The following is a 15,552-nucleotide window of genomic DNA, read 5'->3' as shown; positions in this document are numbered from 1 at the left end:
TTTTCAACTCCTCTCGTAATAAACCCACTTATTAGAGGTTTTGAATATTATCAATGTGAGAGTGAAAATAATCAGTGTCAATACCCAAGACAATGAGGAAGCGTATCCCATGTTGAACCAGGACCATCCTTGTTCATAGAGATACAGACAATAAAACAAAGAAGCATTTGCAGGAGCTCCAAACCCTCTACCCCCTCCACCCATTATGTAAGCTTGAGCAAAAGTTTGGAGAGCTCCCATAACATTTGTGATAAGCAGGAAGAATGTTGTAGGACTGAGAAACGGAATTGTAATGTGCCAGAACCTTTGCCAGCTATTTGTACCATCTACTTTTGCAGCATCCCAGTATACTTTTGGAATATCTTCTAAACTGGCAAGATATATTATCATGTTGGGTCCTGCTGTCCATGCATTCATAAAAGCTATTGCAGGGACAACCCACTTTGTACTATAAAGCCAATCTGGTCCTCTTACACCTATCTTGGCGAGCAAGAAATTAAGTATTCCGTATTCTGGATTGTATATCCAGATCCAGAGTGTCGCGGTTGCAACAACAGGAACTATTGAAGGTATATAGAAAATTGTTCTGAATACAGATGTACCTTTAACTTTTTGATACAGCAAGACTGCAAGAAACAATCCCACAACCAAGCCAACAGGAACACTTATCGCAGCGTAATAGAATGTTACCTTTAAAGAGTGGTAAAAAAGGGGATCTGCAAAAAGTTTTTTATAGTTTTCAATTCCAATCCATTTCATCTTATCAAATATGTGCCATTCATGAAAACTCAAGAATATAGAAAAAAGTATTGGTCCAGCTGTAAAAAGGCAAAATCCAATTAACCATGGCAATATGAATAAATATCCGGCTATGTTTTTCTTTCTGCGCCGCATAAAAAGATTATTAACCATAATAATAATCCGGTTGCCCTGAATAGAGCAACCGGACTCATACACCTCCTTTTATTTTCTACCCAAAGCTTTTTCAGACTCTTCGACAGCTTTGTTAAGAGCTTCTTCAACAGTAGCTTTTCTTAGCATAATTAGATCAAATGCATCTGCTATATACTGCTCGAATTTCTCGCTCCAATCAGATCTTTTGAGAAAAGAAGGATCTTCGACGGCATATGGAAGAAGTTTCAAAAATGTTCCTAAAATAGGATCTTCATACAATTTCATTTCCTCAGCTATCTTCATATCTATTGGAAAAGCCCAACCACCTTCCGCCATGGTTCTACCACCTTCTTTTGCTAAAAATCGTATTATATCCAGTGCTATTTCTTTGTTTTTAGAGTTTTTTGGAATGACCCAGGCCGAATTATGAATCATAACTTTGAGTTGTTTTCCTTCGGGATGAGGCGGAAAAACACATCCAAATTTTTTAGCTAAGTCTTGTATAGTGAGACTGGGATTTCTAGATCTCATGTAACCTATAAACCAGACTCCATCGTCTATCATGGCAACTTTTCCCGATTCAAACATTGCGTAGCTTCCACCAGAAGCTGAAATCAAAGATGGTGATGGAGAAACGCCGTCAATCAAATAAAGATTTGTTAGAAATTCTATCGCTTCAATTGTTTCTTTGCTATTAAGATAACCATTCATCGTACTTGTGTCAGGAGATAAATAGCTTCCGCCATTCATTCGAACATATCCTTCCCACTCATAAACGTAAGGTGTTACCAGAAAACCCCAGACTTTTTCTTCAGGGTGGGTGAGCTTTTTGGCTACTTCTCTAAATTCTTTCCAGGTCCAGTTGTTATCGGGGTATGGAACACCATACTTGTCGAAAACTTCCTTATTGAACCATATAACTCTCGTGGTCCAATCTTTCGGTATACCCCAAACGTGTCCGTTGTAGGAAACCCATTTAACCAGCATTGGATCAATATTGCTAAGATCTACAAGATTTTCCAGTGGAGTTAAGACATCCAGCGAAGCTAATCTTGGATAGTCCCACCACATAAACAGATCAGGAGGAGTCCCGCCTGCCAGGCTTGTTATGATCTTGTCATCGTATCCCTGTGTGATGCTCTGAACATTGATTTTTACCTGAGGGTTCATTTGCTCGTACTTTGAGAAAACTTCTTTTACCCACTTTGCTCCTTCTGCTTCATCCCATGTAGCAGCTCTTAAAAAGGTTTTGCCGTGAAGTTGGGTGAAAAGAGCGACAGTTAAAACAATCACGATGAAAATTTTTTTACTCACAGCAGTCACCTCCGGTCTACGATTAGTAATCGTTTACTTAAACGTTTAAGTAAACGATTACCGTAATAAGTATAATCATTTAGTAAGTGAAAGTCAAGTCATATTTCATCTAAGATTAAAAAATAGGGGGTATTTTCAGTTCTATCCTAAAAAGGCTAAAAAAACTTGCTGAAATATTTATACAATAATAGAAAGTTTCCAAGATTCACTTGAAGTGATCGTGGGTTTTTGAAAAACTGTGCACGGTCAGACCTGCTCAATGGAAAAATGCAAACCAGGGTTAGCGATATTATTTTTCTTTTGCTTTAGAGAGTTTTACAGCAACGTATTGCTCGTTTTTTTGCAAAATTGCATATCTGCTTTTTTTATCGAAAACTATTTCGACAAGCTCATAACCTTCTTTTACCTTTTTGGCTAATTTTTTCTTGTCTGATTCAGTGTATTCCATGAAATTCACCTCTTTCTCGAGAAAAACAGTTCCTTAGGTCTAAAATAGCAAAGCTCATTGCAAAGCTCTAAGGCTTCTTTGAATGGAATCTGTCCTCTATCTACCATTTCACCAACGACATCGCACAAAATTCTCCTGAACATTTCGGTACGTGAACCATACGACATAAGTTTGCGCGAATCCGTTACCATTCCTGCAAAATTACTCAGCAGATCCACAGATGCGATGTATTGCAGTTGAAATCTCATTCCAAATGGGCTGTCATTAAACCACCATGGCGCACCTAAAAAAATATTCTCAAAAGCGCGCGCTATGGTTGCAGCAACTGATAAATATGTCATATCCATACAATATATAATGATTTTTACTTTACCATCGAAAGCATTGAAAAATTCTTTCATCCCTCTTGCAATATCTACAAAGCCAGCCGAGATATCTCCACCACTGTCAGGGCCAAGTGAATCAAAGAGTTTTTTCCTGTAATCTCTGTACGACCCTATATGAAGTTGCATCGTCCAGTTTTCTTTTGTGTTCATTTCTGCAAATTTATACATCATATAAGATTGAAAGATCATCAGATCTTCGTGTGATGCACTTTGTTTCATGGAATTGTCAAATATCTGGCTTGCTTTGTGTTTATCGACAGGTTCCAAAAATGGATTGAGCAAAGCATGGTCACTACAGACGCATCCCAGATCATTGAAATATCCGTGAGTTTTTTCGAGAGCGTTTAAAAAATCATCAAGATTGGATATATCCGTATTTGTTGACATTGAAAGTTTTTCGACATAATTTTTCCAATCTTTTGTATCTATTTTGCAGGTTCTGTCAGGCCGCCAGGTTGGCAAAATTCTGATGCTGGGAATTTTTTCACGGGCTAATTTGTGGTATACCAGATCCGAAGTAGGATCATCTGTTGTACACATTATTTCTACATTCATTTCTCTCAATATGTTTTGTGGCTTCATTTTATCTTCATTTAATATTTGTTTTGATCTGTACCATATTGTTTCAGCAGTTTGCCTGGATATTGTTTCGTTAATTCCAAATCGCCTTTTCAGATCTAAATGAACCCATTCGTATGTCGGATTGCCAGCAAATTTTGGAAAAACTTCTGCCAGGGCTATCCATTTTTCATAATTTGTAGCATCTCCCGTTATCTTGTCTTCAGGTACTCCCCTTCTTCTCATTAACTCCCACACATAATGATCCGTTGCCGCTTCGACTTCCCATATGTCATTCCATCCTTTGTTTTCAACAATCTCTTTTACATCACCATGATTGTGAGCATCAACTATTGGCAGATTTTTGACAGATTCATAAAGATCGAAAGCTGTTTTACTCGAAAGCAGATATCTCTCATCGAGAAATGCCATTTTTATTCCCCCCTGTATATCTTTTCAACGTGTGGGCAGGTCATGGCTCTAAGCAAAGCTGCATAGCTCAGTGTGAATTTCATCGTATCTCCAACATTGATTTGTCTTTGAACTTCTGTTATATCTACTATAGTGTGATCACTTGAGGCATGTATTACTTCTGCATTTTTATCTAAGGGTTTTAGATGCTTTGGCACTGTGTCCTGTTCACCGAGAGCAAGTATTGCCCTTTTTCTTAGTCCTTTGTCTACAAAAACAGGTTGTCTACCAAATGCATCCAGACCTGATTGTCCTTCCGGGACAGAAGGTTTGGTTTTCATTTCAATTACCTCAGCTTCCAAAACTACTGTTTTTTGTTCGAGCCAGTCAATTTTTCGATTGTTTGTCACATCTGTACCAAGCATTATAGCCTCGCCAACTCTGTATTGATTAACACCTTCAGGTAAATCGCTATGCTCAAGTAGCCTCAGCGCCGCTGTATTACCACCGGAAACAATTGGCAGATGCGTGTTCGTTCTCTGTTCTATTTTATCTCTTATGTAAACAAGCTTTGCCATATTTTCATTTGTTGGAAGTATGCCACCATAACAACCTAAATTTGTCCCAACACCTATTATTCTGGAAGTTTTGCAAATCTTTACGGCTTTACAGATCTCTTCCTCTGCTTGCTTGTACCACACGCCTTCTCTCAGATCCCCAACATCCACCATGTATATAAGGTTGACAGACTTTCCGGCATTCTTGCAAATTTCCTCAATTGCTTCCACAGTTTTCAATTCAGACACGAGAATATAGTCACACAGATCTACAATTTCTTCAAGTTGGCTGATAGCCGGTATTCTTAGCATCATAAAAGGCCTGTTAATGCCAGATTTGACCATCCTTTTAATATTTTCCACCCTTGACTCGCCTATGATATTCACACCAGCGTTTCTTATACATTGGGCAACTTGCGGATCTCCGAGACTAACTTTCGTCACGCCTATGAGTTCCACATTGTGTTTTGAACAAAGCGAAAGAACTTCTTTTGTGTTTTTCTCGAGTAATCTCAGATTTATGTACAATCTTGGCATGAGCAGCCTCCTATTCGATCTCGTCTTTCATTCCAATCTCATTTAATATTATGAAATCTTTGTCTCTCCAGTTCTTTTTCACTTTAACGTGAAGATCAAGGTAAACTTTTGAGCCAACGATTGACTCTATCTCTATTCTTGAAAGAGTACCTATTTGTTTGAGCATGTTTCCATTTTTACCTATTATTATTCCCTTTTGAGAGTTTCTTTCCACATAAATAGTTGCCGCCACATATAACAGATTGTTTTGTCGCTTTTCCATAGTATCTACTATAACAGCTACACAATGTGGTATTTCTTCTCTTGTAAACAGGAGCACTTTTTCTCTTATTATCTCAGCAATTTGAAATGAAATGGGACGATCAATCAGCATATTTTCTGGAAAATACATGGGACCTTCGGGCATACAATTTTTAATTGCCTGAAGAAGTTCTTCAATACCCTCATTTTTGACAACACTGGTGAAAAAAACCTTTGAAAAGCAGTCGCATTCACTTACAATTGTTTTTGCGAGAAATTCATAGTTTTTTGCCAAATCTATTTTGTTGATAACCAGAAAAGTTTCCGTTTTAGAAAGTTTAACGAGATCGCATATTCTTTTTTCTGGTTCGCCAAAACCCTTAGTTGCATCTACAACAAATAGTACAAGGTCCACACCTTTCATTGCCTGAATAGCTACTTTGACCATAAATTCTCCAAGTCTATGCACTGGTTTATGTATCCCCGGCGTATCTGTGAAGATTATCTGGTGATATGAATCGGTGTAAATACATCTTATTTTATTTCTTGTTGTTTGGGGTTTTTCAGAAACAATGAGCACCTTTCTGCCAATAAAACTGTTTATCAGGCTTGATTTACCTGCATTTGGTCTGCCCACGAGGGTGACGAAGCCAGAGTTCAACATCACCACCTCTGAAATTTAAAAGCATGAGGCAATAAATCTGATACCTTTGTGGTAATGATATCACCGTTAGTGTTTGCCAGGACAACTTCAAAATCTCCAAACTCACTCATTACCTGCCTGCAAGCGCCACATGGGCTCACAGGTTGTGGAGTATCTGCAACAACAACAAGCTTTTCAATTTCTTCTCCAGATGCTATGGTACTGAATATAGCAACCCTCTCAGCGCATATGCTTAACCCATATGAAGCATTTTCAACATTGCACCCTGTAAATATCTTTCCGCTCTTTGATACAACAACAGCACCTACTCTGAAATTTGAATATGGCACATATGCCCTTTTCATAGCATCAATGGCCAGTTCTATCAATTCATCGTTGTTCAATTTCATCTCTCCTTTTTATGGTCATCAGGACTCGCTCAATTCTATTTTTCGTTGCTGCAACAATTTTGAAATGGAAAAGATCTACATCGACTTCTTCGCCAACCGATGGGATTCTTCTGAAGATCTCCAGCAGATATCCGGAGAGTGTTTCGTGTTCTGTCTCTTCAAAATCTACATCAAGTTCCCTTTCTATATCATTTATAGGAGTTGTTGCGTTTATCAAGTAGGTGTTTTCACTTATTTTTTTTATTCCACTGACTTCATCATGGTCGTACTCATCCATTATTTCTCCAATGAGTTCTTCTAAAATATCCTCTAACGTCACGATACCTGCTGTACCACCAAATTCATCTACTACTATTGCAATGTGTATTTTCTTTTCTTTAAAAATTTTCAGCAGAGTGCTCACATTCATAGTTTCTGGAACAAATAGCGGTTCTCTTATAATTTCTTTAACCTTTTTCTTGCTGAGTTCGTCTGTACCATGTTGCTGAATATAACCTACAATATCTTTGGCATAACAAACGCCAATTATGTTGTCTATATCTTCTCTGTAAACAGGTATTCTTGAGTATCCCTCTTCGTCTACTAACTCCATAAGGTCAAATAATGAAGCATTTTCTTCAATTGCAACAACATCTACACGAGGAGTCATTATCTCTCTTATCGTGGTTTCGCTCATTTGGAAAGTTCGTTCCACAATGAGCCCTTCCTGATGATCTATAGTACCTTTTTCTTCTCCCAGATTTACGGCTGTTATTATATCTTCAGATGTTATAAAAGGTGCATCTTCCATAGCTTCTCCACCAAAAAACTTTACTATTTTATTGCTGATGGCAAGAAGTAATTTGATCAGAGGGCCCAGGAGTTTTTCACACACCTTGAGCATTTTTTCCGCTCTCTGGTAAACCTTTTCTGAGTACTCTCTTGCGTATATCTTTGGTGTTATTTCTCCAAAAATTAGCACAAGGATAGTCGTAAAAACTGTGCCAATTAGAGCCACCAGATTTTCATTCAGATTCATGAACAGATTGATGAAAAGGATCGTTATTAGAGACGAAAACATGAGGTTTACGAAGTTGTTCATCACAAGAGAAGCTGTTAAAAGACGATTTACTTTGTGAATACTCTCTTTCTCATCTTTTTTCAGAAGTCTGAGCCTGCTCATCGACGTCAGCGCTGTTTCAGAGGCTGAAAACATTGCTGATAAAGCTAAAAGACCGATTATTGCGACAATCTGGAGTACGATTGAACCGCTACTGGCTGAGTCGTCCACTTCAATACCACCTCCTAATAATGATACTTCTGATTGTTTATGATCTTGAAAGCTCTGAATAACTGTTCCAAGAGAATTACCACTGCTAATTGATGTGTAAAGGTTAAATCAGAAAGCGATAAAAGTTCATTCGCCCTTTTTTTCAAAGATTCGTCTACTCCAAAAGGTCCGCCTATAACAAATACTATCGATGAATTAATCTGAATAAGCTGGTGAAAATGATTCGCAAAAGAAATAGAATCACAACTTCTCCCGGACTGATCTAAGAGGATAACATAATCAGATTCTTTTAATTGTGAAATTATACCTTCTGCTTCTTTTTTCAGAGATTTATCAAAATCTTTGTAACCTTTCGCATGCTTGATTTGAGTCAATTTAATTTCTGCAAAAGAGCTCAGCATTTTAATATACTCCTTGACAGCTGGCCTAATGTATTCTTTTAATTTTCCAATTACGACAATTTCAATTTTCAAAAATTTCTCCCCTTTTTATTACGTAATCGGGTTGTATACCTATCAGATAAGTTATTGTTTCCAAATCCGCATCGTTGTAAATTAGCAGATCTGCCTGCTTTCCAATCTCTACACTTCCAAGCCGATCAGATAACGAAAGTACGCATGCAGCATTTAGAGTAAAGGCAGTTAATATTTCCTGCGGTGTCATTTTCAAGTTCTTTACTGATATATTCATTACGAAAGATGGTTCGATCACCGCAGATGATCCTGGATTAAAATCACTTGCCAGTGAAACTATTGCGTTGCTATCAATTAATTTTCTGGCGGGGGCGTAGGACTCATTTATATAAAAACTCGTTGCTGGTAACAAAACAGCTATTGTATTGCTTTGAGAAATTGATTTTATTGAATCTTCGTCTATTTTAATTAGGTGCTCAGCTGAGATTGCACCAAGTTTTACAGCTAATTTTGTGGCCTGGGTGTTTTTTATTTCGTCAGCATGTACACGAACCTTATATCCTCTTTCCTTTGCTGCCATCAAATATTTCGATGCATGGTCAACATCAAAAGCCCCCTCATCACAAAAGATATCGACAAAAGTGCATCTATTTTTTATCAAGTCAAGCATAGATATCAGATCATTTACATAACTGTCCTGATCTTTCTCCTTTGGGACAGAATGCGCTCCCATGAACGTTGGAATAATCTCAGCTGGGCTCAATTTGTTCAGAACCTCGAGCACTTTAAGCTGTTTCAGTTCGTTTTCTGTATCCAATCCATAGCCTGTTTTCCCTTCTAAAGTAGTGACACCTTTTCTGAAAAGTCTGTTAATTAATTTAAGGTTGAACCGAACTAAATCATCAAAAGAAGCACTTCTGAGTTTCGAAACACTTTCATATATACCTCCACCTGAATTGTGAATCTGAAGATAAGACAACCCGGAGGATCTTCTTAGAAAATCGCTTTCTCTGTAACCATAGAAGGGTATGTGCGTGTGACAATCTATAAGTCCCGGGATCACAAGATCTCCATACAAATAGATGCCATTAAAATCTGGTCTTGAATGCGAAATATCGACTATCCTGTCATTTACAATATGAATGTACACATCTTCTTTTACAAAAAGGTTTGCCATTTCTCTGCCACGTTTTGGATTTATACCAAGCGGTGTATAGAGTTTCTTTGCGCGAATTACAACTTCATTCACTGAGCTTTGCACCTTCTTTTGCCAGAATTTCCAGGACACAACCTTCTATAACTCTGCTGGGGCTGAAATCATCAAGCTGCAGATAAAACTGAGCTGTATCAATTAAAGCTTGCATTGGAACCATGCCTATAATCTCTGTCCCCACAACTGGCACACCATATCTTGCAGCTTCTCTTCTTATAGTTTCCAAAACCCGGTACAGTGGACTTTTTCTGTAGTTCGTCATATTCATCGAAACCTGGACAATTCCTTTTTCCTTGAGGTCCACGGCTATGGCTTTTACATATCGATACCCGCCACTTATGTATCTGACAGCTTTTGCAATTTTTTCAGCTATCTCAATTTTATCGGTTCCGAGATTCACGTTAAAGGCAATCAAATACTCTCTTGCACCAACCGCAACAACTCCAGCTGTTGGATGAACATTTTCTGGACCAAAATCTGGTTTCCAGGAAGGATCTTTTATTTTTTCAAAAAAGCCTTCGAACTCTCCCTTTCTTATTTCAGAGAGATTCTCTCTATGTGGATTTGTCGCAGATTTCTCATACAAATAGACAGGTATTTTAAGTTCTTCACCTATTCTTTTAGCCAGTTTTTTAGACAAATCAACACACTCCGGCATATTTGTACCCATAACTGGGACCAGAGGAATCACGTCTGTCGCCCCCATTCTGGGATGTTCTCCCCTGTGATTGCGTAAATCTATCAGTTCAGCAGCTTTTTTAGTCATCTTGAACAGAACATCGAGCAATGGCTCTGGTGAGCCAACGAGTGTTACAACAGATCGGTTGTGATCGATATCCATAGACCAATCAAGTATCCAGACACCTTTAACCCCTTCGGCCTGAGAAATTATTTCTTTGACAACTTCTTCGCGTCTACCTTCGCTGAAATTTGGTACAGATTCTACGATTTTCACGTGATCACCTCCTGTTTTTACAAGAAAATTATATCATCATGAGCCGTGGTATTTTTGCAACTTGATTTTGCAGGTAAAAATGACTATAATTATGGTCAGGAGGATTTACAGTTGCGCAGTAAAAGAAGTGAGAAATTTTACAGCATAGCTCAGGCGAAGGCAAAATTATCCGAAGTTGTCAAAGAATCTCAAAAAGATGATGTTCTTATAACAAAAAATGGGGTGCCGTATGCAGCTTTAATCGGTTATGAGAGATACAGGAAGATATCCAAATTAATGGATGATCTCTATGATTTATATCTGCTCGAAGTAGGAGATCCATCAAAATTTGCCGAGATTAGTTCTGACAAAATGCTTGACGAAGATTTTGAGGAGGTGTAGAAATGGCTCAAGTAGATCTCGAGAAAGTCACAAAGGTGTATGACAACAAAGTAGTGGCAGTAAAAGAAGCAACCTTAACGGTACAGGACAAGGAATTTGTTGTTCTTCTTGGTCCTTCAGGATGTGGAAAAACAACAACACTTAGAATGATTGCGGGTCTTGAAGAAATCACTTCCGGAACTATCAAAATTGACGGGAAAGTTGTCAATGATGTCGAACCAAAAGATAGAGACATCGCTATGGTTTTTCAGAATTATGCACTTTATCCGCATATGACAGTTTATGAAAACATGGCATTCGGTTTGAAGCTCAGGAAATTTCCAAAAGATGAGATTGAAAGAAGAGTTAAAGAAGCTGCCAAAATACTTGGTATAGAGCAGCTTCTTGACAGAAAACCAAGACAGCTTTCCGGTGGTCAAAGACAGCGTGTTGCCGTTGGAAGGGCAATCGTTAGAAATCCAAAAGTCTTTTTATTTGACGAACCTTTGTCAAACCTTGATGCAAAACTGAGAGTACAGATGAAAAGCGAATTGAAGAAGTTGCATCACAGGCTTAATGCAACAATTGTTTATGTTACTCACGATCAGGTTGAAGCTATGACAATGGCAAACAAAATAGTCGTTATGAAAGATGGCATAATCCAGCAGATAGGTTCTCCAAACGAGATATACAACATGCCGGCGAACATGTTTGTGGCCGGGTTCATAGGAAGCCCTGCTATGAATTTCATAAACGCAACCCTGGTAGCTGAAAATGGCGGGATCTGGGTTAAAACGACCGGTTTCAAAGTAAAAGTTGTTAAAGAACATGAACAAACGCTGGAAAAATGGATCGACAAAGAAGTTGTTTTTGGTATAAGACCTGAGAATATATTTGACAAACTTTTTGCGATGGCTCCTCAGCCAGAAAATACTATTCAAGGTACAGTAGATGTTGTTGAACCTCTTGGAAGCGAAACCTTGTTGCATGTTACTGCCGGGGAAGATTCTCTGGTCGCGAAAGTTGATCCAAGAACAAAGGCCCAGGAGGGTGAAAAAATAGATCTCGTTTTTGATATGAACACGATCCACGTGTTTGACAAAGAAACTCAGCAAGCCATAATTTGAAAGAAAATTGGCTTGAATTCATTAGACGGGGTTTTCCCCGTCTTTGTTTTGCTATAATATATCGTCACCCAACGACACGGGAGGTCCTTTTTTGAAAATTCTTCTAAAGTTGATAAGGCCAAAACACTGGATAAAAAATCTTTTTGTAGTTATTCCTATCGTTTTTGCAAAAAAGATATTTGACCCCGTTTTTCTGTCAAACTCATTTATCACATTCGCTGCTTTTTGCCTTCTGTCAAGCGGTGTATACATCATGAACGATATTAAAGATGCACCATTTGACAGATTGCATCCTGCAAAGAAAAATAGGCCTATTGCTTCGGGGCTGTTTGATGAAAAAAAAGCAAAATTATTGGTGTTTATTCTGATTATTCTTTCTCTTTCAATAGGATTTTTGCAGAATTTGTATGTTTTGATATGCCTTTGTTGCTATTTTTTATTGAATACTTTTTACACATTCAAGGGCAAAAGCATTCCTTTACTGGATGTATTGTTAATATCTACTGGCTTTGCGCTGAGAGTGATAGCTGGAAGTTATTCAATAGATTCCAGGCCATCTGGCTGGCTTGTAACAAGTGCGTTTTTCCTTGCTCTTTTCCTTGGATTTGGGAAAAGAAGAGGGGAAATAACAAAATATAACAATCATGGCCACAGATTTGTTTTGAAGTATTATGATGAGAATTTACTCGGTAATGTAATGATTTCAACAGGAACTGCAGCCATGGTTCTGTACTCACTTTACACACTTGACTCGAAAACAGTTGAGCAGTTCAGCACAGATAAACTTTATTACACTATTCCTTTCGTCGTTTATGGGATTTTCAGATACATTTTCTTGCTCCTGAAAAATGGTGAAGCTGAACCAACCGAGGTAATTTTGAAAGACAAAGGAATGATTCTTTCAATCTTTTTGTGGTTTGTATCGGTAGTTATCGTTCTGTATTTTGGAGGTAGTTAAATGAAACTCTTAATAGCTCTACTGACAAATTCGCTTGCCAACATTTTTGTAAAACTTGGCGCTTCTTCTTATCGAGAAACCGGGAGTTTTTCATCATTCTTTTTTCATTGTCTTAAAAACTTTTATATCTGGCTTGGCTTACTGTTCTTTGGCCTGTCTTTTGTATTTTACAGTTTGTCTTTAACGAAAACAAAACTCAGTACAGCTTACCCTATTATGACCGGCGCAGGCTTTATAATAGTTACTGTTGCTTCAATTCTACTGTTCAAGGAAAACATATCTTCCCTGAAAATTGTCGGCATTTTACTGATAGCTACTGGCATATGGCTTGTATCCGTAACGTGAGGTGATCAGATGAAGTCGAAAGTAGCCGTACTAAAAACTTCTGCCGAAACCGTACTGAACGACTATATTGAATTAGTCAAAATAGCCGACATAGAAAATACATTGGACAAGAAATGTACGACGATCTTGAAGGACAATATTTCATGGCATCTTCCTATGCCTTCAGCAAATACAACTCCCTGGCAGCTCGAAGGAACCATACAGGCGTTGAAGAAATTTGGTTTTCAGCAGATTGTGGCGGTTGAGAACAAAACTGTTGTCACCCGGCCAAAACATGGAGAAAAACTCAATAAATTTGATATCGTTTACTCAAAGTACAAAATCCCTGTTTTATACAACTTCGAGGAAAGAGATATGAAGTGGATTGATTACAAGCCAAAATCACAACTGAGAGCACTTGATAAGATATTTCCAGAGGGAATCAGATTACCCGATTATTTTTTTGGAAAAAATATAATTCATCTACCAACTATGAAATGCCACATATATACTACAACAACCGGTGCGATGAAAAATGCCTTTGGTGGGCTTTTAAACACAAAAAGGCACTATGCACATAGCTGGATACATGAGACGCTTGTTGACTTGCTCAAGATTCAAAAAGAAATCCACAGCGGTATTTTTGCCGTTATGGACGGAACAACAGCGGGCAATGGCCCTGGGCCAAGAACATTGAAACCTGTCAGAACAGATTTGATTCTGGCGAGTTCTGATCAGGTTGCTATAGACGCTGTTGCAGCAAAGATCATGGGATTTGATCCTATGCAAATTGATTATATAAGAATAGCCGACGAGGAAGGTTTAGGGAATGGAAAGCTCGAAAACATAGAGATTGTAGGGTACGATATTTCGAATTTGAAATATAAATTCGCAGTAGGAGATAATCTTGCAAGTAGAGTTGGCGACCTTTTGTGGTTTGGTCCTTTGAAGAGATTGCAAAAACTGTTTTTCAGAACACCTTTGGTTTATATCTTTGTTCTGGCTTCAGAAATTTACCATGATAAATTCTGGTGGAATTTCAAAGGCAAAAAAGTCTTTGAGGAATGGAAGAAAACAAGCCCATGGGGAAGATTGTGGGAGAGATATTGATGAGAAAAATCATCGTCTTAATATTAACTGCTTTTGTGCTTGCCTACTTTGTAACATCGATAGGGTTTTGGTTAGTTGAAAATGTTTTCAGTTTAGGGGGGCGTTTTTTCTTTTATTATTCACATAACATGTATGTAGAAGGTAAAGGACCTGCTCCAAATCAGTACAGATTTGTACCATATCTGCTCGTTGAAAAATTTTTTAAACACATACCAATACGCTGGTATTGCAGTCCATATCTTACTGTGAAAAGATGGGCCGGTTTTGACAACAATCCCAGCGCCGTGCTTGACAATAAACTGAATCTTGATTCGTATCTTTCTCTGGAAGATCGCGATAAACTTGCAAACGATGTTGGAGGCTTTATCAAAGAAAAATTGTTAGAGATTACCAATAATGTAATGACGACAAATATTCTGTTGAACATTGTAAATAACTTGGGTTGGAAAGCTTGGTTTCAAGATCCTTTTGAGTTTGTGAGTAAATTAATTAAGCAGTTACCATATGAGTTCACTCAGGTTTTCGATGATAAGAGCGATTTGAACAAAACCATTTATGGATATGCCACTATGCGTTTTTTTGCTACAATTGGTGTACTTCTGTTATTGTATTTCTGGATGAGAACTTTATGCAATGAGCTTGTTTCTTATCTTTCCATGTTTGCTTATTCCATATTTTTGGCATTCAGTTATGGTGATTTTCTCCAGCAGGAATTTCACATCTCATTGCTGCTTTTTATTCTCGGTGTAATACTCATTTACAAAAGAAAACCGTGGTGGAGTATCTTCATACTTGTAGTAATTCAATCTTTTGTAAGAACAGATCACGCCTTTTTTATTGCTGTTATTTATGGTCTTTATAACTTCCCGTGGAATAAGGACAGAGTGCCCAAGATTGTTTCCGTAACAATTTTCCCCATTCTGATGACTTATCTTTTGGCGAAAGTGATATTTCCAAATGCTACTTACTACACACCACTGATCAGGATAAAAGATAACCTTTCTGATCCCTGGGCATGGGTTTACCCTGCGATATTTTTTGCTTTACCATTGATTTTCGTGCAGAAGATAAGAAAAATTGAGTTTTACAAAAAAACATGGAGCTGGATACTTCCATTCATTGCGATGAATGCACTGGTAGCTTTAACAAGAGAAGTTCGTTTATTCTTGCCTGTTGTGGCATATCTATTCCCGCTGTTGTTGAATGGGATATTTTCGTTGTATAATACAAACGAAAACTGAATAAGAAGCGTCGGAGGGTACCAAGAAGGTTTAATAGGGAAGCCGGTGAAAATCCGGCACGGGGACGCCACCGTGACCGGGGACGAAACCCACAGATACCACTGGCATTGCTGGGAAGGTGTGGGAAGTAGGATGATCCGGAAGTCGGGAGACCTGCCCTTCGATTAAGCTCGCCACTTTCTC

The 15,552-nt window shown here is 38.1% G+C and carries 17 protein-coding genes and 1 riboswitch; of the genes, 6 read left to right on the top strand and 11 right to left on the bottom strand.

Features of this window, described 5'->3' with window-relative positions; genetic code table 11:
* Positions 1-3: 3 nt before the first annotated feature.
* From TLET_RS06610 to ftcD, 11 genes are all read right to left on the bottom strand, one after another.
* Positions 4-912, bottom strand: a complete 909-nt coding sequence (locus tag TLET_RS06610; protein ID WP_012003326.1) for a carbohydrate ABC transporter permease — start codon at positions 910-912, stop codon at positions 4-6.
* A gap of 51 nt (positions 913-963) precedes the next feature.
* On the bottom strand, positions 964-2,208 hold the full coding sequence (locus tag TLET_RS06605) for an ABC transporter substrate-binding protein (RefSeq protein WP_012003325.1): 1,245 nt from the start codon (positions 2,206-2,208) through the stop codon (positions 964-966).
* Between the two features lie 289 nt (positions 2,209-2,497).
* Positions 2,498-2,656 (bottom strand): hypothetical protein, encoded by a 159-nt coding sequence (locus TLET_RS10950; protein ID WP_012003324.1) that lies wholly within the window; start codon positions 2,654-2,656, stop codon positions 2,498-2,500.
* A gap of 5 nt (positions 2,657-2,661) precedes the next feature.
* On the bottom strand, positions 2,662-4,032 hold the full coding sequence (gene uxaC / locus TLET_RS06600) for a glucuronate isomerase (protein ID WP_012003323.1): 1,371 nt from the start codon (positions 4,030-4,032) through the stop codon (positions 2,662-2,664).
* A gap of 2 nt (positions 4,033-4,034) precedes the next feature.
* A complete protein-coding gene (locus TLET_RS06595; protein WP_012003322.1) occupies positions 4,035-5,105 on the bottom strand; it encodes an alanine/ornithine racemase family PLP-dependent enzyme in 1,071 nt (356 codons plus the stop codon).
* Between the two features lie 10 nt (positions 5,106-5,115).
* The gene (era, locus tag TLET_RS06590) at positions 5,116-6,006 is read right to left on the bottom strand and encodes a GTPase Era (protein ID WP_012003321.1); all 891 of its coding nucleotides are present in this window, start codon (positions 6,004-6,006) and stop codon (positions 5,116-5,118) included.
* A 2-nt stretch (positions 6,007-6,008) separates the two neighbouring features.
* The gene (gene cdd, locus TLET_RS06585) at positions 6,009-6,398 is read right to left on the bottom strand and encodes a cytidine deaminase (RefSeq protein ID WP_038051590.1); all 390 of its coding nucleotides are present in this window, start codon (positions 6,396-6,398) and stop codon (positions 6,009-6,011) included.
* Positions 6,379-7,668, bottom strand: a complete 1,290-nt coding sequence (locus tag TLET_RS06580) for a hemolysin family protein (protein ID WP_012003319.1) — start codon at positions 7,666-7,668, stop codon at positions 6,379-6,381. The genes cdd and TLET_RS06580 overlap by 20 nt, the downstream gene beginning before the upstream one ends.
* A gap of 14 nt (positions 7,669-7,682) precedes the next feature.
* Entirely contained in the window at positions 7,683-8,141 is a 459-nt protein-coding gene (locus tag TLET_RS06575; RefSeq protein WP_012003318.1) for a 23S rRNA (pseudouridine(1915)-N(3))-methyltransferase RlmH, read from the bottom strand.
* Positions 8,131-9,330 (bottom strand): imidazolonepropionase, encoded by a 1,200-nt coding sequence (gene hutI, locus TLET_RS06570; protein WP_012003317.1) that lies wholly within the window; start codon positions 9,328-9,330, stop codon positions 8,131-8,133. The genes TLET_RS06575 and hutI overlap by 11 nt, the downstream gene beginning before the upstream one ends.
* Positions 9,323-10,249, bottom strand: coding sequence for a glutamate formimidoyltransferase (ftcD, locus tag TLET_RS06565; RefSeq protein WP_012003316.1), 927 nt, complete (start codon positions 10,247-10,249; stop codon positions 9,323-9,325). The genes hutI and ftcD overlap by 8 nt, the downstream gene beginning before the upstream one ends.
* A 111-nt stretch (positions 10,250-10,360) precedes the next feature.
* Between ftcD and TLET_RS06560 the strand changes: the two genes are divergently transcribed.
* From TLET_RS06560 to TLET_RS06535, 6 genes are all read left to right on the top strand, one after another.
* A complete protein-coding gene (locus TLET_RS06560) occupies positions 10,361-10,630 on the top strand; it encodes a type II toxin-antitoxin system prevent-host-death family antitoxin (protein ID WP_038051591.1) in 270 nt (89 codons plus the stop codon).
* A 2-nt stretch (positions 10,631-10,632) separates the two neighbouring features.
* Complete coding sequence (locus TLET_RS06555; RefSeq protein ID WP_012003314.1) at positions 10,633-11,736, top strand: ABC transporter ATP-binding protein; 1,104 nt, start codon at positions 10,633-10,635, stop codon at positions 11,734-11,736.
* A 91-nt stretch (positions 11,737-11,827) separates the two neighbouring features.
* On the top strand, positions 11,828-12,694 hold the full coding sequence (locus TLET_RS06550; RefSeq protein ID WP_038051592.1) for a decaprenyl-phosphate phosphoribosyltransferase: 867 nt from the start codon (positions 11,828-11,830) through the stop codon (positions 12,692-12,694).
* Positions 12,695-13,039: a DMT family transporter gene (locus TLET_RS06545; protein ID WP_012003312.1), complete on the top strand. Its 345-nt coding sequence runs from the start codon at positions 12,695-12,697 to the stop codon at positions 13,037-13,039.
* A 9-nt stretch (positions 13,040-13,048) separates the two neighbouring features.
* Entirely contained in the window at positions 13,049-14,128 is a 1,080-nt protein-coding gene (locus TLET_RS06540) for a DUF362 domain-containing protein (RefSeq protein WP_012003311.1), read from the top strand.
* Positions 14,128-15,369, top strand: coding sequence for a hypothetical protein (locus TLET_RS06535; protein ID WP_012003310.1), 1,242 nt, complete (start codon positions 14,128-14,130; stop codon positions 15,367-15,369). Before TLET_RS06540 ends, TLET_RS06535 begins: the two co-directional genes overlap by 1 nt.
* Positions 15,368-15,544: riboswitch (cobalamin riboswitch) on the top strand. Its footprint overlaps the gene before it by 2 nt.
* The last annotated feature ends 8 nt before the right edge of the window (positions 15,545-15,552 follow it).

The sequence above is a fragment of the Pseudothermotoga lettingae TMO genome, from assembly GCF_000017865.1.
Lineage (GTDB): Bacteria > Thermotogota > Thermotogae > Thermotogales > DSM-5069 > Pseudothermotoga_B > Pseudothermotoga_B elfii.
Note: the sequence above shows the minus strand (reverse complement) of the source record. Positions and strands in the feature narration are given on the sequence as shown.

What these genes read in the sequence shown, in the direction of transcription:
- cdd (WP_038051590.1), bottom strand. Translation starts at nt 6,398, where the DNA reads ATGAAATTGAACAACGATGAATTGATAGAACTGGCCATTGATGCTATG.
- TLET_RS06610 (WP_012003326.1), bottom strand. Translation starts at nt 912, where the DNA reads ATGGTTAATAATCTTTTTATGCGGCGCAGAAAGAAAAACATAGCCGGA.
- uxaC (WP_012003323.1), bottom strand. Translation starts at nt 4,032, where the DNA reads ATGGCATTTCTCGATGAGAGATATCTGCTTTCGAGTAAAACAGCTTTC.
- TLET_RS06535 (WP_012003310.1), top strand. Translation starts at nt 14,128, where the DNA reads ATGAGAAAAATCATCGTCTTAATATTAACTGCTTTTGTGCTTGCCTAC.
- TLET_RS10950 (WP_012003324.1), bottom strand. Translation starts at nt 2,656, where the DNA reads ATGGAATACACTGAATCAGACAAGAAAAAATTAGCCAAAAAGGTAAAA.
- TLET_RS06595 (WP_012003322.1), bottom strand. Translation starts at nt 5,105, where the DNA reads ATGCCAAGATTGTACATAAATCTGAGATTACTCGAGAAAAACACAAAA.
- TLET_RS06555 (WP_012003314.1), top strand. Translation starts at nt 10,633, where the DNA reads ATGGCTCAAGTAGATCTCGAGAAAGTCACAAAGGTGTATGACAACAAA.
- TLET_RS06545 (WP_012003312.1), top strand. Translation starts at nt 12,695, where the DNA reads ATGAAACTCTTAATAGCTCTACTGACAAATTCGCTTGCCAACATTTTT.
- TLET_RS06540 (WP_012003311.1), top strand. Translation starts at nt 13,049, where the DNA reads ATGAAGTCGAAAGTAGCCGTACTAAAAACTTCTGCCGAAACCGTACTG.